This window comes from Halosubterraneus shenae (genome assembly GCF_050510935.1).
Lineage (GTDB): Archaea > Halobacteriota > Halobacteria > Halobacteriales > Haloferacaceae > JBDGPU01.
This window is the reverse complement of sequence record NZ_JBNLVO010000002.1, coordinates 329,784-353,041: the sequence shown is the minus strand read 5'-3', so window position 1 is coordinate 353,041 and position 23,258 is coordinate 329,784. Positions and strand designations below refer to the sequence as shown.

Sequence of the window (23,258 nt, the reverse complement as noted above, 5' to 3'; positions counted from 1 at the left end):
CGGCCGAGTCGAACCGGGCCGGGAGAGCTGTGGACAGCGTCCCGGACCAAGCACGAGCCGCAGCCGTAATCCAGCGGAGCAGCGTCTCAGCCCAGGTGCTCGTCGAACGCGGTTTCGATCTTCTCGAGCGCGCGCTCCCAGGTGATCCGCTTCGAGAACACGTGGTTCTCGTCGGGGTAGTACTCCCACTCGTGGTCCTTCCCGAGCTCCAGCAGCTCCTCGACGACGACATCTAACTGCTCGAAGTTGACGTAGCGGTCGCCGGTACCGTGGAAGCTGTACAGCGGGTTCTCGTAGTGCTCGAAGTGGGTGCGCGGGCTGGCCTGCTCCCAGTGCTCCGTGGCTTCCCAGGGTTCGCCGTCGAACCGCCGGACCTGCGCGGAGGCGACGGTCGGGTACTTGGTCTCCTCGGCCCAGTCGCGGTACAGTTCGAGGTCCGCGAGGCCGGCGAGGTTGACCGCGACGTCGTACGCCTCGGGGTGGGTCCCGAGCAGCTGGAGCGCGGCGTACCCGCCGTAGGAGAGCCCCCACATCCCCACGTCGTCGCCGACGTAGGGGAGCTCGCGGAGGAAGTCGGCGCCGCGCGCGACGTCGTCCATCTCGTGGTCGCCGCGGTTGCCGAACAGGGCCTCGCGGAACGCGCGCCCGTAGCCGATGCCGCCGCGGTAGTTGACGAACAGGCCGACGTAGCCCTGGTGGGCGAGATACTGCTGGACGGCGTACGCGAGCCCGTACGAGCGCGAGGGGTGCCAGCCGTCCCGCATCTGGCGCATCGGCCCGCCGTGGACCCAGACGACGGCGGGCAGGTCCGTCGCGTCGTCGGCGACGTGCGGCGACTCCCGCGGGTCGAGCAGGTATCCGTTGATCGTGAACCCGCCGACGCCCTCCCACGAGACGTGCTCGGGCTCGATGGGGTCGACCGGCCAGTCCTCGACGACGGATTCGGTGAGTCGGGTGGGCTCGGCGGGCCCTGTCTCGTCGAGCGACGCGACCCGAATCTCGGGCGACCGCTCGCCCGACGCATGAACGTACGCGAGCGCGTCGCCGTCGGGCGCGGGTCGCGGGTGGACGTTGGTGCCGCCGGTGACGAGCTCGCGCACGCCCGGCTCGGCGTCCGGACCGACGCCATCGACGGCGTACAGTCCGCGAACGCCGTGGTCCTCCCGGTTCGAGGCGAAGACGAGGGTGTCGGCGTCGAGCCACTGCGGGACGGAGCTGGCCAGCCCCTTGTCTTCGAACGCGCCGTCCGTCAGCTGCCGGCGGTCGCCGGTGGCGACGTCGACGACGTGGACGTGCTCCCAGCCGTCCAGCGGGAGCGCCATCGCGACGCGCTCCCCGTCCGGCGAGACACTGAAGCCGCCGAGGGAGGCGACGCCGTGCTCCTCCTCCTCCTCGCGGTGGAGCACGCGCGACGCGCCGTCCGCGACGTCGACGGCGACGACCTCGCGGACGCGCCCGTGGTCGCTCGCCCGGTCGAACAGCAGGGTCCCCTCGTCGGCCCAGGCGGGCGAGTGGGTGGAGGCGGGCGTGCGACTGCGCCAGACGAGGTCCCCGGAGTCGGTGTCGACGACGCCGACCTGCTTGGCCTCGTGGTCGACGAACCGGAAGGCGAGCAGACGGTCGGCAGGCCCGAACGCCAGCATGCGCTCCTCGCCGAGGTAGGTGCCGCGCTCGGGGACGTCGAAGCGGAGGTCGTCGCCGTTCTCCAGGTCGAAGACGCAGGGCTGGCCGTCGCGGTACGCCGCGATCCAGCGCCCGTCGCTCGTCCACGCGATGTCGTCGGCGTCGACGTCGCCCGAGATGCGCTCGACCGTCCGCAGGCGGGCGTTCAACAGGAATAGCTCGCCCTCGTCCGAGAGCACGGCGAGGCGCGCCGGCATCGGGTCGGGTCCCCAGGCGAAGTCGGCGACGTAGCCCTCCTCGGGCGCGAAGGGCCAGGGCACCTCGCTGACGTCGTCGTCGATCAGCGCGATCCGGAGCGACTGGCCGTCGTCCTCGTACACCGGCGCGGCGACGTAGGCGCCGTCGGCCGACCACGCCGGTGTTCCCGGGTAGTCGACGTCGAGCACGTCAGCGATCGAGAGCGAGTCGGGCATGGTGTGGGGATCGCCCCCACGGGGTTTGGCTGTCGTCCAAGCGGCAAGCCCCGCCGTTTCGGCGCCGTCGCCGGCGACGGGACGGGCTTTATCCGCCGACCGCGACCCACGCGCCGAGCGCGACGAGGATCGCCCCCGCGACGCGGTCGATCCGGCGTCCCGTCGCTGGCGAGCGCACGAGCGCCGCGGCCGCGTCGGCCGCGACGGCGACGGCGACGAGGTAGCCGGCGGTGATCGCCGCGTAGGTCGCGCCGAGCAGCCCCATCTGCGCGGTCGCGGCCGGCCCCGAGGCGAAGCCCGGGAGGAACGCAAGGAAGAACAGCGCCACCTGCGGGTTCAGGGCGTTGACGAGGAAGCCCTCGCGGAAACCGTCGGTGGCGGCGGCTCCGCCGTCGCTTGCGGCGTCGCTCGCACCGTCGCTCGATTCGGCGTCCGCGACGTCGGCCGCGGCGCCGCGAACCGTCCGCACGCCCAGATACACCAGGTACGCGCCGCCGACGTACCGGACGACCTGCGCGGCACCGGGGACCGTCCGGTAGACGACCGCGAGGCCCACCGTCGCGGCGAGGGTGTGAAAGAGCACGCCGACGGCGACCCCGAGGGCCGCGCGGACGCCGACGCCCCGGTCCTCGACGCTCCGGGAGAGGATGAACAGCGTGTCCGGGCCGGGCGTGAGGATCAGGGCGACGGCGGCCCCGAGGAAGAGCGCGTACGTGGCGGGGTCGGGGACGATGGCGCCGAGCACGCCCCGGGCTTTCGCGCCGCGGCTTAAAAAGACGGCCGTCGCGGCGACCCGCTGCCGTCGGGCGGAACCGTCGTGTGGTAGGTCGGCACACGCGACCCCCCGACGAACAAAGGCTTTACCCGCTGGGTCGCCTATTCACGGCAAATGGTACTCGACGACCTCGGAAGCTCCCTGCGTGGCACCCTCGACACGCTACAGGGGAAATCCCGGCTCGACGAGGAAGACGTCGAGAAGATCGTCAAGGAGATCCAGCGCTCCTTGCTCTCGGCCGACGTCGACGTCTCCCTCGTGATGGATCTGTCCGACAGCATCGAAGAACGCGCGCTGGAGGAGGAGCCGCCCGGCGGCACGACCGCGAAGGACCACGTCCTCAAGATCGTCTACGAGGAGATGGTCGACCTCGTCGGCGACTCCACGGAGCTCCCGCTGGAGTCGCAGACGATCATGCTCGCCGGCCTCCAGGGGTCGGGGAAGACGACGTCCGCGGCGAAGATGGCCTGGTGGTTCTCGAAGAAGGGGCTCCGCCCCGCCATCGTCCAGACGGACACGTTCCGGCCCGGCGCCTACGACCAGGCCAAGGAGATGGCCGAGCGCGCCGAGGTCGACTTCTACGGCGACCCGGACAGCGACGACCCGGTCCAGATCGCCCGCGACGGCCTCGAGGCGACCCAGGACGCCGACGTGCAGATCGTCGACACGGCCGGTCGCCACGCGCTGGAGGACGACCTCATCGACGAGATCGAGCAGATCGAGACGGTCGTCGACCCCGACCGCTCGCTGCTCGTGCTCGACGCCGCCATCGGCCAGGGCGCGAAGGAGCAGGCCCAGCAGTTCGAGGAATCCATCGGCATCGAGGGCGTGATGATCACGAAGCTCGATGGTACCGCGAAGGGTGGTGGCGCCCTCACCGCCGTCAACGAGACGGACTCGTCCATCGCCTTCCTCGGGACCGGCGAGACGGTCCAGGACATCGAGCGCTTCGAGCCGTCCGGCTTCATCTCCCGGCTGCTCGGGATGGGCGACCTCAAGCAGCTCTCCGAGCGTGTCGAGCGCGCGATGGAGGAGGCCGGCGACGAGGACGACGACTGGGACCCCGAGGACATGCTGGAGGGGAGCTTCACCCTGAAGGACATGAAAAAGCAGATGGACGCGATGAACAAGATGGGGCCGCTCGACCAGGTGATGGACATGATCCCCGGCATGGGCGGCGGGATGATGGACCAGCTCCCGGACGACGCGATGGACGTCACCCAGGACCGGATGCGCCGGTTCGAGGTCATCATGAGCGCGATGACCGAGGAGGAGCTGGAGAACCCCCGGAAGGTCGGCCAGTCCCGCGTCGAGCGCATCGCGCGCGGCTCGGGCACCGACGAAGAGACCGTCAGCCAGCTGCTGGAGCAGCACAAGATGATGGAACAGACCATCAAGCAGTTCCAGGGAATGGGCGACGGCGACATGCAGCGCATGATGAAGAAGATGCAGGGCGGCGGCGGTGGCGGTGGCGGCGGCCTCGGCGGCATGCTGGGCGGTGGCGGCGGCGGTGGCGGCAAGGGGCCGTTCGGCTAACGTCGACCGCGACCGACCTCACTTTACTCCGCGACGCGCTCGGCTCCCAGCCACGCTGCCGCATTCCCGCCTTTTAAGCGACCCACCCCGCTACCGGTAGCCGATGGACATCCGGCGGCTCGCCGACTACGACGCGCTCCTCCTCACGGCCGCCATCTGGTTCCTGGCGAAGTTCCTCCGCTACGCCTTTCCGCCGCTGTTCGAACCGCTCCAGGCGACCTACGGCATCTCGAACGCGGCCGTCGGGACGGCCTTTACGGGACTCATGCTCACGTACGCGGCGATGCAGTTCCCCTCCGGCGTCCTGGCCGACCGCGTCGGCTCCGTGCGCGTCATCACCGCCGGCGTCCTGCTCGCCTCGCTCGGCGCGTTCGCGGTCGTCCTCGGCGGCCCCTTCGTCCTGCTCGCGGCGACGATGGTCGTCATCGGCGCGGGGACGGGCGCGCACAAGACGGTCGCCGTTCGGCTGCTCTCGGGCGTCTACCCCGCCCGGACCGGTCGTGCGCTCGGGATCCTCGACACCATCGGCGCGTTCGGCGGGATCGCCGCCCCCGCTGTGGTCGCCGCGCTGCTCGCGACGGCGACGCTCGGCTGGCGGGTCCTCTTCGTCGTCGGGGGCGGCGTCGGCGTCGCGCTCGCCGCGCTCTTTTATATACGCCTCCGCCATCGCGTCGGCGACGACGTCTCGCCGGACGCGGAGCGGGAGAGCGCGGGCGCCCGCGCGTACCTCGCCCCGTTCCGCGAACTCCGATTCTCCGTGTTCGTGCTCGTAACGGTCTGCTACTCGTTCGCGTACAACGGGGCCGTCGCCTTCCTCCCGCTGTACCTCACGCGCGAGGCGGGCGTCGAGCCGGCGGTCGCGAGCCTGCTGTACGTCGTCCTGTTCGCCGCGAGCCTCGTTCAGCTCGCGACCGGGACCGCAGCCGACCGCCTCGGTCCGCTCCCGATCATCACCGGCTGCCTCGCGCTCGCAGGTGTTGCGCTCGGCGGCGTGCTTGCGTTGCCCGCAGCCGCCGGCGTCACCTCGACCCTCGGGGTCGGCACTATCGGCGCCGCGGTCCTCGGCGTTGGCCTCGGCTCGCACGGGTTCCGTCCGGTACGGGACACCTATCTCGTGACGATAATCCCCGAGGCCCACACGGGCGGTATCCTCGGCGTCGTCCGGACGATCCTGATGGCCGCCGGCGCGGTGTCACCCGCGATCGTGGGCTACCTCGCTGACACGGTCGGCTTCCGCCCGGCGTTCGTGATGCTCGCGGCGGCGTACGGTCTCGGGTCGGTGGTCGCCGGCGGACTCTGGGCGACGGGGGAGTGACGCTTCCCCCGAGAGCGACGCCTCAGTGTACGACGACGTCCACCTTCCGCGAGCGGGGGCCGTCACACTCGACGAGCAGGACCGACTGCCAGGTGCCGAGGTCGAGCTCGCCGTCCGTGACGGGGACCGTCACGCTCTCGCCGAGCAGCAGCGCGCGCAGGTGCGAGTCCGCATTGTCGTCGATCCCGTCGTGCTCCCACCCCTCGTCGGGCACGTAGTCGTCGACGAACGTCTCGACGTCCGAGAGCAGCCGCTCCTCGGCTTCGTTGACGACGATGCCCGCGGTCGTGTGCCGGACGAAGACGGTCGCGACGCCGTCCGCGTCGGGCGGGAGCACGGCAGTGACGCGGTTGGTGAGGTCCTGCACGGCCGTCCGGCCGTCGGTCTCGACGGTGAAGCGCATGGCGGCGCTTCGGCCGCGGCGGCCTTATAAATAGGCGGCGGCCTGTCCGCGGATTACGCCGGCTCGTACTCGTGCTCGCGGAGCGTGTCGGGCTCGACGGTCGTCAGCACGGACTCGCTGGTCGCTTCGAGGATCACCGGCGGCGCGACGTCGGGGTCCGCCGGGTTGGTGTCGCTCTCGGCGGCCTCGACGGCCGAGAGCCAGCGGTCGACGCAGACGCACCAGCGGTCGCCCGGTTCCAGCCCCGGAAAGTCGAACTCGGGACGGGGGGTGATCAGGTCGTTGCCCTGCTCGCGACTGTACTCGAGGAACGCCTCCGTCATCACCGCGCAGAGCTGGTGCCGGCCGGCGTCGCCGTCGACGTCCCGGCAGTGGCCGTCGCGGAGGTAGCCCGTCTCCGGGTCGTGGCTACACGGCGCGAGTTCGCCGCCGTAGACGTTGCGGTCGTCGAACTCGTCCGCGTCGTCGGCCCCGGGCGCGTCAGGATCGGTTGCCATACCGCGAGGAAGGCGTGGCTATCGGTTAAAAGGCGGGACGACGCCTCGACGTCGGCGTCTGCAAAGACGGGAGCGGGGAGCGGGCCGCGTGGCTTACGCGACCGGCGTGCGCTCGACGACGGTGCCGTCGACGGTCGGGTACTGCTCGACGATCTCGCCGTCTGCGAGGTCGCCGTCCTCGACCATCTCCTCGAGGAGCCACCACGCGACCTCGACGTGGTTCGATTTCACGGTGTAGAACTCCTCGGGGACGCCGAGCGCCTCGAAGCGCTCGGGGTCGGCGGTCGTCTTGCCGTAGACGAGCGTGCCGTCGTCGGTCACCTCGTCGAACTCGCGGCGGATGTTGTTCGCGATGCGCTTCAGGCGGTTGCGGTGCTGGGCGGCGTCCTTGAAGACGCTCGTACAGAAGTACACCTTCTCGTGGGAGGCCATCTCCTCGAGGATGGCGTCGTCCTTCGAGCCCTCGACGGCGGACATGTGGTCCTCCTGGAGCTCGAAGCCCTCCTCCTGCATGCGACGGTAGTTCCCGTCGCTCATCTCGAACTCGTTGATGTTACAGAACTCGGCGGCGCCCTCGTCGAGGAACTCGAGGAACTCCGGCTCCGCGCGGATGCCGGGGATCTCGAAGGCGGGCGTCAGCCCCTCCTCGCGGGCGATGTGGAGGATCTCCTCCCACTCGGTGCCGTGCATGTCGCCCCACAGCTCCAGCGGCGGGTGGAAGCGGATCTCGTCGAGCCCCGCCTCGGAGAGGCGGCGCATGTTCTCGCGGCCGCCGGTGATCCCGGTGTAGAGGTGGGTGTGGTGGTCCTCGCCGAACTCGTCTTTCAGCAGTTCGAGGTAGTGACACGTCTTCTCGAGGGCTTCCTGCGGCTCCCCGCCCGTGATGGAGGTGCCGAGCGCGTCCATGCGCTTCGCCTCGGTGAGCACGTCCTCGTCGGACTCGACCTTCCGCTCGTTGGCGTACACGTCGGTGACGTTCTTCCGGTTCTCGCCGAGGGGGCAGTAGAAGCAGTCCCGCTGGTCACAGTACCCGTAGACGAACAGGACCATCTTCCCGCCCTTCGCGCACTGTTCACAGCCCTTCGATATCATCTACGCCGTACTACCACCTCGTGCCTGAAAAAGCGTCCGGACCCTCCCTCCGGCCGTGAGACGCTCTCACAGCCCGGCTGCCGCGGGGATTCTTGGGACGGAACATCCTGTCACCCGGGACTCCGAGCCGTCGCCCGCGCCGGTCCACGTTCGTTCTGACCTGCCCGAACAGCCGAAAGCATATGCCGGGGGATGGCGTAGCGTGAGTAGATGCTGCTGGTCCTCTGTGTCGACCTCGACGACGACCTCGGCCGCAAAACCGGGCACACAACCCCGGTTATCGGCCGCGACGCGGTCAGCGAGGCGGCCGTCGACCTGGCGACCGCAGATCCGGAGGACTCCGACGTCAACGTCCTGTTCCAGGGCGTCCACGTCCACGACGACCTCGCCCCGAAGGAGGACGAGGCCGTCGAGGTCGCCGCCGTCACCGGCGTCGACGGCTCTGACGTGAAGGCGAACCGCGCGGTCGGCGACGAGATCGACCGCGTCCTCGCGGAGCTCTCCACCGGCGAGGAGATCCGGGCGATCGTCATCACCGACGGCGCGCAGGACGAGTCCGTCCTGCCGGTGATCCGCTCGCGGATGCCCATCGACGGCGTCCGCCGCGTCGTCGTCCGGCAGGCCCAGAACCTCGAGTCGATGTACTACACCATCAAGCAGGTGCTCGCGGACTCGGAGACGCGCGGGACCATCCTCGTTCCGCTGGGGATCCTCCTGCTCATCTACCCCCTGTTCGTCGCCGCCAGCCTGTTCGACGTCGCCGGCGCCTCCGTGCTCGGGCTCATCTCCGCACTCCTGGGCTTCTACTCGCTGTTCCGGGGCCTGGGCCTCGAGACGACTATCGACGAGTCGGCCGACTGGATCCGCAACGTGCTGTACGCCGGTCGGGTGACGCTCATTACCTACGTCGTCGCGCTCGCGCTGCTGGTCATCGGCGGCGTGCAGGGCCTCGAGACCCTCGACGTCGTCCAGGCGACCCGCGAGGGACCGATCCCGGTCGGGACGGCGCTGGCCGCGTTCGCCCACGGCTTCGTCGTCTGGGCCGCGGCCGCCGGGATCACCTCCAGCCTCGGGCAGATCACCGACGAGTACCTCGCCGGCCGGTTCCGCTGGCGCTACCTCAACGCGCCGTTCTACGTCGTCGCCATCGCCGTCGTCCTCTACGGGCTCTCGGGCTTTTTCCTGCCCGAGACCGAGGGCGTGACGGCGCTCGCGCTGACGGACCTCGCGCTCGCGCTCACCGCCGGGACGCTCATCGGCGTGTTGAGCACGCTCACGTTCGCCGTCGTCGAGTCGTGGCTGCCCTCGAACGTCGAACCGACTTAAAAAAGAACTCGACCGCGGCTTATTCGGACTGCTCCGCGTCGGCGGTCTCGTCGTCGGGCGTCCTCGTCGACTCCTCGTCCTCTTCTCGCTCCCTGGTGACCTGCCGGAACTCCCGGAACCCGGCGGCCATCTTGACCGTGAACCAGAACAGGGCGATCGCGCCCGCCGTCGCCAGCAGCAGCGCGGCGGTCGTCTCCGGGCCGATGGCGACGGGCGGGGCCGAGACCTGCACGAGTGGCGACGAAGCCACGGCGGGGGCGACTGCGTTCATACGTGCCCCAACGAGCCCACTGATAAAGGAACTTCCCTCCTGGCCGGCACGAACTTCGGGCAGCCTCCTAACTGCGGGCCGCCGCGAACTGCGGGCAGCCGCCTGGCTGCGGGCCGCCTTGCTGTGGGCGGCCGCCCTAGCGAACGATGGTGACCGGCACCGGCGAGCGCCGGGTCACCGTCTCCGCCACGCTACCGAACAGCACGCGGCCGATGCCCGACCGACCGCGGCTCCCCATCACGACCTGGTCGACGTCGAGCTCCGCCACCGCGTCGAGGATCTCCCGGGCCGGCTGGCCCGTCCGAAGGCTCGTTTCGACGTCGACGTCGCGGTCGGCGGCCCGTTCCCGGAACCGTTCGAGCAGCTGTTCGCCCCGCTCCATCGACTGGTCCGTCTGCTCCCGATACGCCTCGAAGTCGAAGTGCTCGTCGTCGCTGTAGCCGAACGAGCTGACCGGGTTGACGACGTGGATCAGCGTGAGCCGCTCCGCGGCCAGCGTCTCCAGTGCGTGCTCGAGCGCCTGCTCGGACTCCTCGGAGCCGTCGACCGGAACGAGAACGTGTCGCTGCATACCGACTGGTCGTCGCTTGCCCTCAAAAGTGTACGCGTCTCCACGTGCGGTGGCCGCGTGGCGACCGTGCCGGCCGGTCAGGAATCCGCCCGTTCCGCCGGTGGCGACTCCGCAGTGCTGCTCTCCGATTCCGATCCGGTCGTGTCGGCCGGCTCACGGGGCGCTCGCTCCGGCCCGGAGATCGACCGGAGCGCCACCACGAGGCCCGCGCCGGCGACGACGAAGCCGCCGGCGACCGCGAACGCGACGCGGTAGCCGAACGAGGCGAGCCAGCCGCCGAGCACCCCGCCGACGCCGCCCGCGACAGCCGTCAGGGCCGTGTAGGCGCCGAGGACCTCCCCGCGCGCGGCGGGCGACGCGATCCGGGTGACGACGACGGTGCCGACGACGGCGACGACGGCCCACGTCGCGCCGATGACCGCGAGGCCGACGCCGACGGCGACGAACCCCAGCGCGACGGAGCCGAGGCCCGCGAGCAGCGGGACGAGCGGGAAGCAGACCCCGCGCACCGCGAGCGTGCCCGCGAGCAGTCGCCGAACGTCGTACCGCGAGGCCAGCGCGCCGACGGGCTCGTACAGCACCGCGGAGGCGAGGCTGGCCCCCAGGTACAGCGCGAACACCGACCCGGAGGCGAAGCCGATCTCCGTGAGCAGGAGCGGGAGCGGCGCCCAGAACGCCGCGAAGCCGGTGAAAAAGAGCCCGGCCGCGAGCAGGAACGTCGCCAGCGTCGGGTCCAGGCGGTCGCGGAGGCGCGCGAGGTCGAACTGCTGGGTCGTCCAGTAGAGCCGGTTCGGGAAGAAGACGAACGTCGCGCCGGTGACGCCGCGGCTCGTCCGCGACAGCAGTCGGCCGACCCGGGCCACCTGTCGCTCGCTCGTGACGTGGTCGCCGGGCGCGGGTCGCGGCAGCGAGCGGGCTGCACCGAGGACGCTCAGTGCGGCACAGCCCGCGAGCAGCCAGAAGAGGACGCGGACGACCGGCACCGGCCCGAGGAACGCGCTCCCCACGAGCGGCCAGACGGTGCCGAGCACGAGCCCGCCGGCCCAGCCGTAGCCCTGGTACTCGTTGAAGCGGCCGATCCGGTCGGGCCACTCCTCGGGCGCGGCGTCGTCGACGACGAGCATGGTCGTCACGGGCGCGACCGAGGCCACGAACAGCCAGAGCACCGTGTTGGCGACGACGATCGCGAGGATACTGGTGAGAAAGGGGATGGCCGCGAGCGTCGCCGCGACCGTCGCGAGCGTCAGGAGGACGAGCGTGCGACGGTGACCGACCTGGTCGGCGAGCCGGCCGAAGGCGATTGCGCCCGGCGCGCCGATGAGCGCCGAGGCCCCCGCGAGCAGGCCGAGCTGCACGGGCGTCGCGCCGAGGAGGACGATATATAACGGAACCAGCAGGGACGCCCCGCCGAACGCGACGGAGCCGAGCGCCCACGCGGGGAGCCACCGTTCTCGCATGGCCAATGCGACCCACGCCACCGTGTTAAGCGATGCTGGTTCGGGCGGTATCCGCAGGCGAAAGACGCGAAACGCGGTCGACCGCCCGCGACCCCGCTTACTCCTGGTCCGCGAGTAGCTCGGAGGCGGTCACGAGCGATTCGAGCTCGACGTCGTGGGCGGCGAGCAGCTCCTCGGCACCCTCCTCGCGGTCGACGACGACCAGCACGCGGTTGACGGTCGCGCCGGCGTCGCGAAGCGCCTCGACGGCGTCGACGGCGGACTGGCCAGTCGTCGCGATGTCCTCTAACACGACGACCTCCTCGCCGTCCTTGAGGCGGCCCTCGATCCGGTTGCCGGTGCCGTACTCCTTCGCCTGCTTGCGCGCGATGACGTACGGCCGGTCGAGCTCGGCGGCCGTCACCGCGACGAGCGGGACCGCGCCGAGCGCGACGCCGGCGAGCTTCGCGTCGGTGTCGGCCAGCCGCTCGGCGAAGGCGTCGCCGATGAGCTGGAGACAGTGCGGGTCGGTCTCGAAGAGGTACTTGTCGACGTAGTAGTCGCTCGTCCCGCCGTGGGACAGCTCGAACTCGCCGTATTTGACGGCGTCGGCCTCGCGCAGTGCCGCGATAAGCTCCTGGGGCGTACCTTCGGACATGGCTATGTGGGGGAGGCGCGGTCAAATAAACGGGTCGGAACCGGGCGCTGGGTGATCGAAGTCGCCGCGGGCAGGTGGGTACTATCGAGAATCGGCAGCTTGCGTCGGGGTCGCGTTCCCGGAAAGAACTAAGTAGTGGCACGCGTTACCATGCCTTGTATGGCCTCAGCACCCAGCAGTGACGACCTGTTCGACGAGTTCCTCGAGGACAACGGGCACGAGACGGAGATCGAACGCTGGGAGCGATCGTATAACAAAAAGCAGTGTCCGGACTGCGGCGGGCTCCACGACGAGTCGGCGACGGAGTGCGGCGTCTGCGGTTGGCACCCGGCGGCGTAAGGCACCGATTCGGTGAAGTGTCTTTTTGTTTAACCGTTACGACTATTGTACCGTACAATAAAGACGCGTCTATGCCGAGCTGTCAGAACTGCGGGGCCTTCGTCACGGCGGACTACGTTCGCGTCTTCACCCCCGACGACGTGGATGCTCCCCGTGTCTGCCCCGCCTGCGAGGACAAGGTACGCGATGGCGCGGAAGTACGCGACGCGCGCGCAACGCGAGGGAACTGACCGGGGCACCCGAACTGACCGACGGAGGAGCCGTTTGAATCGATGGAAGTGCCGTGCGAGCAACTCGGGCACACCGTGCGAGCAACTCGGGCACACCGTGCGAGCAACTCGGGCACGCTGTTGCATCCGGCCGGGCAGCCGGTTCGTACGGGAGCTCACGAGGCCGACCGCAACCCACGCCGCTTATCACGCGCCGGGCCCACTAAGTGTACAATGACTGACGCCGAACCGACAGTAACCCGCCTGTTCGGGGGCCCCGGCAGCGGGAAGACGACGGCGCTCCTCGACCGCGTCGAGGCGCTGATCGAGGAGGACGGTATCGACGTACGCGACGTGCTCGTCGTCTCGTACACCCGCGCGGCCGCCGCCGAGATCCGCGAGCGACTCGCCGAGCGGCTCGACATCTCCCCGCGCACCCTCCAGGGGAACGTCTGCACGATGCACGCGAAGGCGTACGAGCTGCTCGACCTCTCGCGCGGCGACGTCGTCGACGAGGACGCCAAAGAGGAGTTCTGTGAGGACTTCGGCATCGAGTTCGAGGACGAGTACGGCGGCGCCGGCCGCCGCACCGCGCGGTCGACGACGCTCGGGAACAAGATCATCGCGACGTCACAGTGGCTCCAGCGAACGAACCGCGACGTCGCCGACTGGTACGACGTGCCCTTCCAGTGGGACGTCGAGGAAGTGCGGCTTCCGCCCGAGGAGGACCCCAACGCGCAGGAGGGGAACAAGTACACGCCGACGTGGCCCTCCGACGACGACCGCATCGACATCCCCGAGGCGATCCGCGGCTGGCGCGCGTACAAGGGCGAGGAGGGCGTCGTCGGCTTCGCCGACATGCTCGAACGCGTGAAGCAGCGCTCGCTCATCCCCAACGTCGAGTACCTCGTCATCGACGAGTTCCAGGACATCACGACGCTACAGTACGAGGTGTACGAGGAGTGGCGCCCGCACGTCGAGCGCGCGCTCATCGCGGGCGACGACGACCAGGTCGTCTACGCCTGGCAGGGCGCCGACCCGGACCTCCTGCTCGACACGCCGGTCAGCGAGGACGTCGTGCTGCCGAACTCCTACCGGCTTCCCTCGGAGATCCTCAACGTCGTCAACGCGGAGATCCGCCACATCGACAAGCGCCAGGAGAAGGACCTCCGCCCGCGGAAGGAGGGTGGCGTCGTCGAGGGGATCGAGAGCCCCTCGATGATCGAGCTCGTCCGAAACGTCCGGTACACGGTCGAGGACGACGAGGGTAGTGTGATGATCCTCTTCCGCGCGCGCTACCAGATGTTCGACTTCATCGACGAGTTCATCGACTACGGCATCCCCTTCACGCTGCTCACGGACGGGCGGATGTGGACGGACCGCCTGCAGGACTACGTCCACGCCATCGAGAAGCTCGCCGCGGACGACCCGGTCAACGGGCTCGAGGCCCGACGGCTGGCCGACATGCTCCAGGAGTCCGCCTTCGGCACCAACGAGCGCGACGAGTTCTACGACTTCCTCGACGACAAGGAGGACGCCGCCGACGTCGAGGACGTCGCCGAGATCGAGATCCCGGCCGACCAGATCGGGAACTTCGTCCCCTTCATGCCGGACAAGGCCAGCGCGGGCGACATGGTCCGGAAGGTCACGAGCTTCCAGCGCAACACGGTCAAGGCCTACTTCGACGGCGATTACCAGGACGTCGAGCCGACCCGCGTCCGCGTCGGCACGATCCACTCGGCGAAGGGCCGCGAGGCCGACCACGTCTTCGTCTCGACGGACCTCACGGAGAAGGTCGTCGAGCAGATGGTCGCCACCGTCGACGACCCGACCGACGTCGACGGCGCCGACGAGGAGTTCACCAGCACGACGAGCCCGGTCCCGGTCCTCACCGACAACGAGCGCCGCGTCTTCTACGTCGGCATCTCGCGGGCCCGCGAGCGCCTCGTCATCCTCGAGAACCTCATCAACGGCGCGCCGACGCTGCCGATCAGCGTGCTGCTGCACAACGAGGTCCGCCATGACCCCGTCGACGAGCTGATCGCGGACGTGCAGGAGGAGCTGGCGGCGCCGGAACCCGAGGCGTGACGGGGGACGACGACGAACCCTCGGCGGCGCCAACGGGAAAGCCGCCGGAGCCCAGCGATAGCCGCCCCCGGCCCGACCTGCCGCGGACGGACCTCTCGTTCGTCGCCGACGCGCTCGACGCGAGCAGCGCAGCCGAGGAGGCCGACGCGCTCGTCGCCGTCGGCGACCGCTTCGACGACGACCTCCGGTACCTCACTCGCTTTTCCGGCCCGGATCGGGACTTCACGGTCGTCGTCACCGCGGACCGCGCGGTCCTCTGTGCGCCGGCGCTTTTTAAGGAGCAGGCGACGCGCGAGTTCGTCGCGCACCACACCGGCAGCGACGGCACGCCCGTCGACGGCGTCGCTCGCGAGGTCCGGACCGAGAACCTCGGCGACCCGGCGGGCGAGCGCGCCGCGGCCGTCGTCGCCGACCTCGTCGGGCCGGACGCGACCCTGCTCGCCCCGCAGTCGATCCCCCACGACGCCGCCGTCTACCTCGAATCGGCCGACCACGAGCTTTCGTCGACGAGCGCCGTCGCCGACGCGCGCCTCGTAAAGACCGACGACGAGCTCGACTGCCTCCGTCGCGTGCAGCGCGCGACCGCGCGGGGGATGGCCCGTGCGGAGACGGTGCTCGCCGAGAGCGTCGTCGAGGGCGACGAGCTCGTCTGGAACGGCGGCCCGCTCTCGACGGAGCGGCTTCGCCGCCAGGTGAACGAGACGCTCGCGGCCTACGGCGTGCGCAACGCCGGCAACACGGTCATCGGTGCGGGGCCGACCGCGGCGGACCTCCACTACACCGGCGTCGACGCCATCAGGCCCGGCGAGACGGTGTTGCTGGACGTCTCGCCGCGCGGCCCGCACGGCTACTACGGCGACATGACCAGGACGTTCGTCGTCGAGTCCGAGGGCGGCTGGGAGCGCCGCGCGTACGTCGCCTGCGAGGCCGCCCGCGAGGCCGCGCTCGCGGAGGTCGAAGCCGGCGCGGCCGCCGGGGTCGTCCACACCGAGGCCGCCGCCGAGCTGACGGCGTACGGCTTCGACCCGAACGCGGGCGAGGGTGAGGCCGGCTTCACGCACGGTACGGGTCACGGCGTCGGCGTCTCGCTGCACGAAGGGCCGTCGCTTTCGAGCGACACCGAGCTCGAAGCCGGCCACGTCGTCACGGTCGAGCCGGGCGTCTACGACCCCGAGCAGGGCGGCGTGCGGCTCGAGGACCTCGTGGCCGTGACCGAGGACGGGTACGAGATCCTCCACGAGTACCCGTTCGGGATCACGCCGGAGCGGCGCTGAGGCTAGCGGGCTGCAGAGCAGGTGAGAAGAACGATCGCGCTACTTATCGGGCGACGAAGTGTCACTCGACCGGAGCCGACTCGGTAGCAGCCCGCTGAGCAATTTCCGGAGCAGGCGCTTCGGGTCGAGGAAGTACTCCTGGATGACGACCATCGCGATGGCGATGCCGACGAGGGTGACCCCGAACAGGGTCTCGCCGTCGAGGATCCGGAGGACGCCGTAGTTCGCGACGGGGAACGCGAACGCGAAGGTGATCGCGAGCCCGACCATGTCGAGGATCCCGAATCGCATTATCGATGGTAGCCCGTGAGCGTTGATAAGCCTCGCGGAGCGGGTGACGCGGCGCCGCGGCGACCGAGGGCCAGCACAGCCGCACCGTCTCAGATCTGCACACGACAACCGATTTGTGTCGCCCACGGGTAGCCAGGGTATGTTCACGGGGATCGTGGAGACGGCCGGCGAGGTCATCGAGCGGACGGCGACGGAGGACGGCCTGCGGCTCCGCATCGCGGCCGCCGACCTGGACGACCTGTATCACGGCCAGTCGATCAACGTCAGCGGCGTCTGTCTGACGGTCGAGGCGTTCGGCGAGGTGGAGACGTCCGACCGCCACTGGTTCGAGGTGTTCCTCGCGGCCGAGACCGTCGCGAAGACGTACCTCGACGAGGTCCGCGAGGGCGACCGCGTCAACGTCGAGCGCGCGATGCCCGCCGACGGCCGCTTCGACGGCCACGTCGTCCAGGGCCACGTCGACACCGTCGCCGAGGTCGAGGCCATCGAGCAAGTGGGCGAGGACTGGCGCTTCACCTTCTCCGTGCCCGAGGGCGTCGAGCAGTACGTTGTCCAGAAGGGCTCCGTCTCGCTGGACGGCATCTCGCTGACCGTCGCCGAGAAGCGTGAGGGCGCCATCGAGGTCGCGATCATCCCGACGACCTACGAGCTGACGACGCTCTCGGAGAAAGCGGTCGGTGACCCCGTCCACATCGAGGTCGACGTCATCGCGAAGTACGTCGAGAGCATGGTCGACGGCTACTTTTAAATAGTATATAAAGAAGAGTTGTCCGTCGCTGTTCGCGGGTTTCTATCCAATCAGTTCCACTTACGGGAGCCTCAGGGACCAGCTATGGGCCGTCAAACGGGGTTCGCTAGGATGTCAACGCGACTGACACCACTCGGCATACCCAGAAAGCCCCAGCCGCTGAGCGGTCGTGCTGCTCGCTGCGCTCCTCACCCGGCTCACTCCCTCACTGCGTTCGGTCGCTCGCCGGGTTGCGGTGCTAGCGTCGCAGGGTGCCCCGCTCAGCGGCTGCCCCTTTCAGTCCCACCCGGGAGTGGTGGCCGGGCGTCGCTCGCGGCGGCTCTTCGGCGGTCGCGGCGCGGCCGCGGTGGCGCGCGCGAGCAACGCGTGCGAGGGAGGCCGGGGCGCCCCGGCCGAGGCTGAGGAGGCCTGAGGGTTGCGGTTGCTGGGCGGTCGCGGTCGTCGTCGCGGTTGCTGTCGCGGTCCTGGCGGACTGAAAGGGCGCGGCCGGCCGAGGGCTTCTGGACGTTTGCGGTGCTGTCAAGCGCGGAACCGTATCATCCATTCAAATATGCTTATAAAGTGCCGCCGAAGGCTTCCGGACGATCCCGTAACTCCGGAGCCGCGTCGCCGTACTCGGCCGAACTCTTCCAGAGAGGTCCGGTAAACGTCCTCCAACTAATCCATCGAAAGGTCACGTAAACAACTCCCAATCAGCAGCACTGGGAAAAAGTATATCACGAAAACCCAACACATCCGGCCCAATGGCCGGAGCAACTATCGAGTTCCACTTCGACGCGCCCGCGGACGAGCGCCGGTTCCTTCGAGAGTACCTCCCCGACGCGTGGGACCGCTTCGAGGCGAGCGACCACTGGGAAACGGGGTGGTTCTGGGCCTACGGGCAGTTCGCCGAGTTCGGCGCCGGGCCCGACGGCGGCTTTCTCCGGCTCGTCTTCGACGGCGCCCCGGACGACCTCGTGGCGCGCGAGACGGACCGCTGGGCGGCGTTCGACGGCCTGAACGATTGGCGCCTCCGTCGATACGAAGAGGAGGAGGAGGGGTACGACAGCCTGCTCGCACAGCAGCGGGACGCGAAAGGCGAGATCGGCGGCGAGCTGGAGTACCGGCTCAAACCGATCGTCGCGCGGTTCGCGCTCGACTACTACCGCGAGTTCGACGAGCCCGTGCCGATGGTCGGCGAGGAGGGGCCGGAGAACCCGAAGGGCATCGGCTTCTGGGCGGCCGTCCACGACCTTCTGGTCCAGTGCGGCTTCCACTGGTACGACGAGACGAGGATGTGCGAGCAGGCGCTCCGGAACCGACTCAAGTCGATCGCCGCCTACCGCGGGGCCGACGCCGCTCGCGAGGAGTACGAGCGCATCCGGGCGGCATGGGACGCGCACGAGGACGAACTCGAAGCGTGGCTCGACGCGAACCCGACGGGGCACGCGTCGGAGCCGTGAGCGGGCCGTGGTCGACGCCTACACGGCGCCCCGGCTGCGGCCGTTTATAAGTCGTACAGCTCGCCGTACTTCTCGTCGACGTAGTCGACGAAGGCGTCGGCGGAGAAGTCCTCGCCGGTGGCGCCCTTGACCAGCTCGTTCGTCTCGTAGCGGGAGCCGTGCTGGTGGACGTTGTCCGCGAGCCACTCGTGGAGGTCGTCGAAGTCGCCCGCGGCGATCTTCCCCTCGAGGTCGTCGATGTCCTCCTCGGCGGCCTCGTACAGCTGGGCGGCCATCACGGAGCCGAGCGAGTAGGTCGGGAAGTAGCCGAAGTTGCCGTGGGCCCAGTGGATGTCCTGCAGGCAGCCCTCGGCGTCGTTCTCGGGGCGGATGCCGAGGTACTCCTCGTACTTGTCGTTCCAGGCCTCCGGAACGTCCTCGACGTCGAGCTCGCCGGCGATGAGCTCGCGCTCGATCTCGAACCGGACGACGATGTGGAGGTGGTAGGTGAGCTCGTCGGCCTCGACGCGGATGAGGTTGTCCTCGTACACCTGATTGACGGCCTCGTAGGCGTCCTCGACGGTGGCGTCCTCGGTCGAGGGGAAGTACTCCTGGAACGTCGGCAGGAGCAGCTCCCAGAAGGCCCGCGAGCGCCCGACGTGGTTCTCCCAGAGGCGCGACTGCGACTCGTGGACCGAGAGGTCGCGCGACTCGCCAAGCGGCGTGCCGTACTCCTCCGCGGGGAGCCCGAGGTTGTACTGCGCGTGCCCGAACTCGTGGACCGTCGAGAGGAACGCGCCGAGCGGGTCGGACTCGTCGAAGCGCGTCGTGACGCGGCAGTCGAACTGGTTGCCGGAGGTGAACGGGTGCGAGGAGACGTCGAGGCGGCCGCGATCGAAGTCGTAGCCGATCACGTCGAGGACCTCGCGGGAGAGCTCCTCCTGCGTCTCCTCGTCGAAGTGGCCCTCGAAGGTGTCGACGGCGAGGTCGGCGTCCGACTCGCGGATGTCCGCGATCATCGGGACGAGGGTCTCGCGGAGTTCCTCGAGGATCGATTCAGCCTGGTCGAGGGGGAGACACGGCTCGTAGTCCTCGAAGAGGACCTCGTAGGGGTCACGGTCAGGGTCGATCGCCTCGGCGTACTCCCGTTTCAGCTCGACGTGCTTCTGGAGGTGCGGGGCGAAGGTGTCGAAGTCGTCCTCGGCCTTGGCCTCCTCCCACGCCTGGAGGGCCTCGGTGGAGGCCTCGGAGATCTCCTCGACGAGCTCCTGCGGGACCGCGTTCGCGCGCTCGTACTCGCGACTGATCTCGCGGACGACGGCTGCCTGTTCGTCGGTCAGGTCGACGTCTTCGAGCTCGTCGAGCAGTTCGCCGGTCTCGTCGGCGGTGACGAGCTCGTGTTCCAGCGAGGAGAGCGTGGAGAGCTGGCGGGACCGGGCGGGGGTGCCACCCTCGGGCATCATCACCTGCTGGTCCCAGGAGAGCACGCCCGCGGCGCTGGAGACGGAGTTCCAGCGTCGGGCTCGGTCGAGTAGCGCCTCGTAGGCGTCGGGGACGTCGTCGGCGTTCGTGGCGTTCGTTGCCATACGCGCCATTTTCCGACTCGCGCTTAAGAAACGTGCGTCTCCGGCCGGGACGGCCGGTTGCGCGGGGAGTACGCCCCGATCGGGTCGCCTACGCGCTGCCGTCGGCACCGAGGTCGCGCTCCGCCAGGGTCCGGTAGATCCGCCGACAGCGAGCCAGCACGTCCAGGGAGACGCTCTCCGTCTCCGTGTGGGCCTCGCCGGGTTCCGAGGGCCCGCAGACGACGCAGGTCGTCCCGGCCTCGGCGAGCCAGCCCGCGTCCGTCGCGTGCGGTTTCGTGACGTGCTGGGGGGTTGCCTCGGCGTCTCCATCCTGAACGGAGCGCGCCGCCGCCAGCGCCGCGTCGGCGAACGCCTCGTCGTCGCAGGCCATCGGCGGGAGGTCCTGGTCGACGGTCCACTCGACGCCCTCGATCTCCTCGACGCGCTCCAGGGCCGCGCGTTCGCCGGGGACGGTACGCTCGTCGACCGTCAGCGTGCACTCGTCAGGGATGACGTTCATCGCCGTGCCGCCCTCGATCTCGGTGACCGCGACGGAGCCGGCCAACTCCTCGCCGACGACCTCGACTGTCGGGAACGCGAGGTCGCGCACGACGTCGACGGCGTCGCTCGCGCGGTAGATAGCGTTAGTGCCCGCCTCGACCTCCGAGGCGTGCGCGGACGCGCCGGACGCCGTGATCGTCGACCCGCGCCGGCCCTTGTGCGCGACGACGACGTCCGTGACGCCCGCCGCGGAGTAGTTTGTCGAGCCCTCGGCGACCAGCGCGTAGTCCGGCGCGAAGCCGCGCTCGATGGCGCCCCGGGCACCGACGCCGCCGACCTCCTCGCCGACGAAGGAGGCGAAGACGAGGTCCTGGTTCGCCGGCACGTCGGCGTCGCGGAACGCGAGCAGGCAGGCGGCGACGGCGCCCTTCATGTCGGCCGTGCCGCGCCCGTAGAGGCGGCCGTCGCGCTCCTCGACGAGGTACTTTTCAGGGGACTCCGGGTCCCCGACGACCTGCTCGGCCGCCGGCGGGACCACGTCGTGGTGGCCGATCAGCGCCAGGGAGGTACCTGCACCGGGATTCCGTCGCGCGATCACGTTGCCGTCGCCGTCGCGTTCGACGGCAGCGTTGGTCTCCGCGCGCAGCCAGTCCTCGATGGCGTCGCCCGCGGCCGTCTCGTCCTCGTGGCTCGGGATCTCGACCAGTTTCCGCGTGAGGTCGACGAGTTCGCTCATGTCCGGGTCGTCGACCGCCGGACGATTAAAAACGCGGCCCTCGGCAGCCGGCGACTCGCCGCCGCGCTGAAACGACGCGGCGCGGCCGGCTGTCGGCGACGGCGGCGGGAGTCGCCGGGCACCTGGACGCTCGTGTCAGCGGTTATAAGCCCGCCGGCGACCCCGCAGTCGAACACTCTTATACCCCTCCCGTCCCGAAATACGGTATGAACGTAGTACCGGACACCAGCGCCATCATCGACGGGCGCGTGTCCGACCGCATCGAGGACGGGACGTACGAGGGGGCGACGATCGTCGTGCCCGAGGCCGTCACCGGCGAGCTGGAAGCACAGGCGAACGACGGCGTCGACGCCGGCTGGGACGGGCTCGAGGAGCTACAGCGCCTCGCCGGCCTCGCCGACGAGGGCACCATCGAGCTGAAGTACGTCGGCACGCGGCCGGAGGGTAGCCAGAAGGGCGCGGCCGAGGAGGGCGAGATCGACGCGCTGATCCGCGACGTCGCCGGCGAGTACGACGCGACGCTGCTGACGAGCGACGTCGTCCAGGCCGAGGTCGCGAAGGCGAAGGGGATCGAGGTCGACTACGTCGAGCCGGTCACCCGGGGCGTCGTCGAGGAGCTGCCCATCGTCGACATGTTCACCGAGGACACGATGTCCGTCCACCTGAAGACGGACACGGTGCCGAAGGCCAAGCGCGGCGCCCTCGGCGAGATGCGCTACGAGGAGATCGCCGACGAGCCCACCAGCGAGGCCCAGATGGACGAGTGGGCGACCAACATCGTCAACCTCGCCCGGCAGTCCTCGGACGGCTTCGTGGAGCTCTCGAACGACGGGATGACGATCGTCCAGTACCAGGACTACCGGATCGCGGTCGCCCGCCCGCCCGCGGCCGACGGCATCGAGATCACCGCCGTCCGCCCGATCGCGAAGACGACGCTGGACGACTACGAGTTCGCGGACGAGCTCCGCGAGCGCTTCCTCGAGTCCCAGCGCGGCGTCCTCATCTCCGGGTCGCCCGGGGCCGGGAAGTCCACCTTCGCGCAGGCGGTCGCGGAGTTCCTCAACGACAACGACTACGCCGTGAAGACGATGGAGAAGCCGCGGGACCTCCAGGTCGGGCCGGAGATCACCCAGTACGGCGCGCTCGGCGGCGACATGGCCAACACGGCCGACTCGCTGCTGCTCGTGCGCCCGGACTACACCATCTACGACGAGGTCCGGAAGACGGAGGACTTCGAGGTGTTCTCGGACATGCGGATGGCCGGCGTCGGCATGGTCGGCGTCGTCCACGCCTCCCGCGCCATCGACGCGCTCCAGCGGCTCGTCGGCCGCGTCGAGCTCGGGATGATCCCGCAGATCGTCGACACCGTCGTCTACATCGAGGCCGGCGAGGTCGACACCGTCTACGACGTGACGACCGAGGTGAAGGTGCCCGAGGGGCTCACGGCCGAGGACCTCGCGCGCCCGGTCATCCAGGTCGTCGACTTCGAGACGGGCAAACCCGCCTACGAGATCTACACGTTCAACAAGCAGGTCGTCACCGTCCCGATCGGCGCGGAGGACGGCGAGAGCAGCGAAACCGGCGTCTCCCGCATCGCGAAAAAGGAGATCGAACGCGAGATCCGGTCGGTCGCCCGCGGCCACGTCGACGTCGAGCTCCAGGGCCAGGAGGAGGCCATCGTCTACGTCGACGAGGACGACATCTCCTACGTCATCGGCAAGGGTGGCGGTCGCATCACCGACATCGAGGACCGCCTCGGCATCGACATCGACGTCCGGACCCACGAGGAGCGTCCCTCGGGCGCCGGCGGCGCCGGTGGGTCCGGTGGGGGTGGGTCGGGCGAGGGCCAGGTCGGTGAGGGCCGCGGCAAGGTCGTCGAGCCCGAGGTGACCTCCCAGCACGTCGTGATTCCGATGGACGAACACGTCGGCGAAACGGTCGAGGTCCGCGCCGACGGCGAGTACCTCTTCACGGCCACGGTCGGGCGCGGCGGCGAGGTGCAGGTGTCCCGCGGCTCGGCCATCGCGGAGGAACTGGAGGACGCCATCGACCGCAAGGCGCAGATCACGGTCGTGCCGGCGCGCGGATAGCGCCGCTCGATCCGGGGCGA

At 69.7% G+C, this 23,258-nt stretch carries 22 protein-coding genes; 10 read left to right on the top strand and 12 right to left on the bottom strand.

Going from position 1 to position 23,258, the window contains the following annotated elements; genetic code table 11:
* Positions 1–86: 86 nt before the first annotated feature.
* Together ACQE3M_RS04935 and ACQE3M_RS04930 are read right to left on the bottom strand one after the other, a co-directional pair.
* Positions 87–2,096, bottom strand: a complete 2,010-nt coding sequence (locus ACQE3M_RS04935; protein WP_430504356.1) for a S9 family peptidase — start codon at positions 2,094–2,096, stop codon at positions 87–89.
* Positions 2,097–2,184: 88 nt separating this feature from the next.
* Positions 2,185–2,841 carry a LysE family translocator gene (locus tag ACQE3M_RS04930; RefSeq protein ID WP_430504355.1) on the bottom strand — a complete coding sequence of 219 codons (657 nt, stop codon included), beginning with the start codon at positions 2,839–2,841 and terminating at the stop codon, positions 2,185–2,187.
* Positions 2,842–2,985: 144 nt separating this feature from the next.
* Here ACQE3M_RS04930 and ACQE3M_RS04925 point away from each other — a divergent pair, with 144 nt between their 5' ends.
* Together ACQE3M_RS04925 and ACQE3M_RS04920 are read left to right on the top strand one after the other, a co-directional pair.
* On the top strand, positions 2,986–4,407 hold the full coding sequence (locus tag ACQE3M_RS04925; RefSeq protein ID WP_430504354.1) for a signal recognition particle protein Srp54: 1,422 nt from the start codon (positions 2,986–2,988) through the stop codon (positions 4,405–4,407).
* Positions 4,408–4,510: 103 nt separating this feature from the next.
* On the top strand, positions 4,511–5,722 hold the full coding sequence (locus ACQE3M_RS04920; RefSeq protein ID WP_430504353.1) for an MFS transporter: 1,212 nt from the start codon (positions 4,511–4,513) through the stop codon (positions 5,720–5,722).
* Positions 5,723–5,744: 22 nt separating this feature from the next.
* On the opposite strand, the gene ACQE3M_RS04915 is transcribed toward ACQE3M_RS04920, so the two are convergent.
* From ACQE3M_RS04915 to ACQE3M_RS04905, 3 genes are all read right to left on the bottom strand, one after another.
* On the bottom strand, positions 5,745–6,125 hold the full coding sequence (locus ACQE3M_RS04915; protein WP_430504352.1) for a secondary thiamine-phosphate synthase enzyme YjbQ: 381 nt from the start codon (positions 6,123–6,125) through the stop codon (positions 5,745–5,747).
* A gap of 53 nt (positions 6,126–6,178) precedes the next feature.
* Entirely contained in the window at positions 6,179–6,622 is a 444-nt protein-coding gene (locus ACQE3M_RS04910) for a DUF2237 family protein (protein ID WP_430504351.1), read from the bottom strand.
* A gap of 93 nt (positions 6,623–6,715) precedes the next feature.
* Positions 6,716–7,714: a radical SAM protein gene (locus tag ACQE3M_RS04905; RefSeq protein WP_430504350.1), complete on the bottom strand. Its 999-nt coding sequence runs from the start codon at positions 7,712–7,714 to the stop codon at positions 6,716–6,718.
* Positions 7,715–7,924: 210 nt separating this feature from the next.
* Between ACQE3M_RS04905 and ACQE3M_RS04900 the strand changes: the two genes are divergently transcribed.
* Positions 7,925–9,040, top strand: a complete 1,116-nt coding sequence (locus tag ACQE3M_RS04900; protein WP_430504349.1) for a DUF373 family protein — start codon at positions 7,925–7,927, stop codon at positions 9,038–9,040.
* Positions 9,041–9,059: 19 nt separating this feature from the next.
* Here ACQE3M_RS04900 and ACQE3M_RS04895 read toward each other — a convergent pair whose 3' ends face one another.
* From ACQE3M_RS04895 to pyrE, 4 genes are all read right to left on the bottom strand, one after another.
* Complete coding sequence (locus ACQE3M_RS04895; RefSeq protein WP_430504348.1) at positions 9,060–9,311, bottom strand: hypothetical protein; 252 nt, start codon at positions 9,309–9,311, stop codon at positions 9,060–9,062.
* Positions 9,312–9,447: 136 nt separating this feature from the next.
* Complete coding sequence (locus tag ACQE3M_RS04890; RefSeq protein WP_430504347.1) at positions 9,448–9,882, bottom strand: universal stress protein; 435 nt, start codon at positions 9,880–9,882, stop codon at positions 9,448–9,450.
* Between the two features lie 77 nt (positions 9,883–9,959).
* Positions 9,960–11,339: an MFS transporter gene (locus tag ACQE3M_RS04885; RefSeq protein ID WP_430504346.1), complete on the bottom strand. Its 1,380-nt coding sequence runs from the start codon at positions 11,337–11,339 to the stop codon at positions 9,960–9,962.
* 97 nt (positions 11,340–11,436) lie between these two features.
* Positions 11,437–11,976: an orotate phosphoribosyltransferase gene (pyrE, locus tag ACQE3M_RS04880; protein WP_430504345.1), complete on the bottom strand. Its 540-nt coding sequence runs from the start codon at positions 11,974–11,976 to the stop codon at positions 11,437–11,439.
* 159 nt (positions 11,977–12,135) lie between these two features.
* On the opposite strand from pyrE, the gene ACQE3M_RS04875 reads away from it, so the two are divergent.
* From ACQE3M_RS04875 to ACQE3M_RS04860, 4 genes are all read left to right on the top strand, one after another.
* On the top strand, positions 12,136–12,315 hold the full coding sequence (locus ACQE3M_RS04875) for an HVO_0416 family zinc finger protein (protein ID WP_430504344.1): 180 nt from the start codon (positions 12,136–12,138) through the stop codon (positions 12,313–12,315).
* 71 nt (positions 12,316–12,386) lie between these two features.
* Positions 12,387–12,545, top strand: coding sequence for a DUF7563 family protein (locus ACQE3M_RS04870; protein WP_430504343.1), 159 nt, complete (start codon positions 12,387–12,389; stop codon positions 12,543–12,545).
* Between the two features lie 213 nt (positions 12,546–12,758).
* Positions 12,759–14,612, top strand: coding sequence for a UvrD-helicase domain-containing protein (locus tag ACQE3M_RS04865; protein WP_430504342.1), 1,854 nt, complete (start codon positions 12,759–12,761; stop codon positions 14,610–14,612).
* On the top strand, positions 14,609–15,886 hold the full coding sequence (locus tag ACQE3M_RS04860) for a M24 family metallopeptidase (RefSeq protein WP_430504341.1): 1,278 nt from the start codon (positions 14,609–14,611) through the stop codon (positions 15,884–15,886). The genes ACQE3M_RS04865 and ACQE3M_RS04860 overlap by 4 nt, the downstream gene beginning before the upstream one ends.
* A gap of 39 nt (positions 15,887–15,925) precedes the next feature.
* On the opposite strand, the gene ACQE3M_RS04855 is transcribed toward ACQE3M_RS04860, so the two are convergent.
* Positions 15,926–16,177, bottom strand: coding sequence for a DUF7533 family protein (locus ACQE3M_RS04855; protein WP_430504340.1), 252 nt, complete (start codon positions 16,175–16,177; stop codon positions 15,926–15,928).
* A gap of 139 nt (positions 16,178–16,316) precedes the next feature.
* Here ACQE3M_RS04855 and ACQE3M_RS04850 point away from each other — a divergent pair, with 139 nt between their 5' ends.
* Positions 16,317–16,925 (top strand): riboflavin synthase, encoded by a 609-nt coding sequence (locus ACQE3M_RS04850; protein ID WP_430504339.1) that lies wholly within the window; start codon positions 16,317–16,319, stop codon positions 16,923–16,925.
* 743 nt (positions 16,926–17,668) lie between these two features.
* The gene (locus tag ACQE3M_RS04845) at positions 17,669–18,367 is read left to right on the top strand and encodes a hypothetical protein (RefSeq protein ID WP_430504338.1); all 699 of its coding nucleotides are present in this window, start codon (positions 17,669–17,671) and stop codon (positions 18,365–18,367) included.
* Between the two features lie 44 nt (positions 18,368–18,411).
* Here the strand turns inward: ACQE3M_RS04845 and ACQE3M_RS04840 are convergent, their stop codons facing one another.
* Both ACQE3M_RS04840 and ACQE3M_RS04835 read right to left on the bottom strand, forming a co-directional pair.
* Entirely contained in the window at positions 18,412–19,932 is a 1,521-nt protein-coding gene (locus ACQE3M_RS04840; protein WP_430504337.1) for a carboxypeptidase M32, read from the bottom strand.
* 88 nt (positions 19,933–20,020) lie between these two features.
* Positions 20,021–21,148, bottom strand: coding sequence for a M20 family metallopeptidase (locus tag ACQE3M_RS04835; RefSeq protein ID WP_430504336.1), 1,128 nt, complete (start codon positions 21,146–21,148; stop codon positions 20,021–20,023).
* A 206-nt stretch (positions 21,149–21,354) separates the two neighbouring features.
* Here ACQE3M_RS04835 and ACQE3M_RS04830 point away from each other — a divergent pair, with 206 nt between their 5' ends.
* Positions 21,355–23,238, top strand: coding sequence for a PINc/VapC family ATPase (locus tag ACQE3M_RS04830; protein WP_430504335.1), 1,884 nt, complete (start codon positions 21,355–21,357; stop codon positions 23,236–23,238).
* Positions 23,239–23,258: the final 20 nt, after the last annotated feature.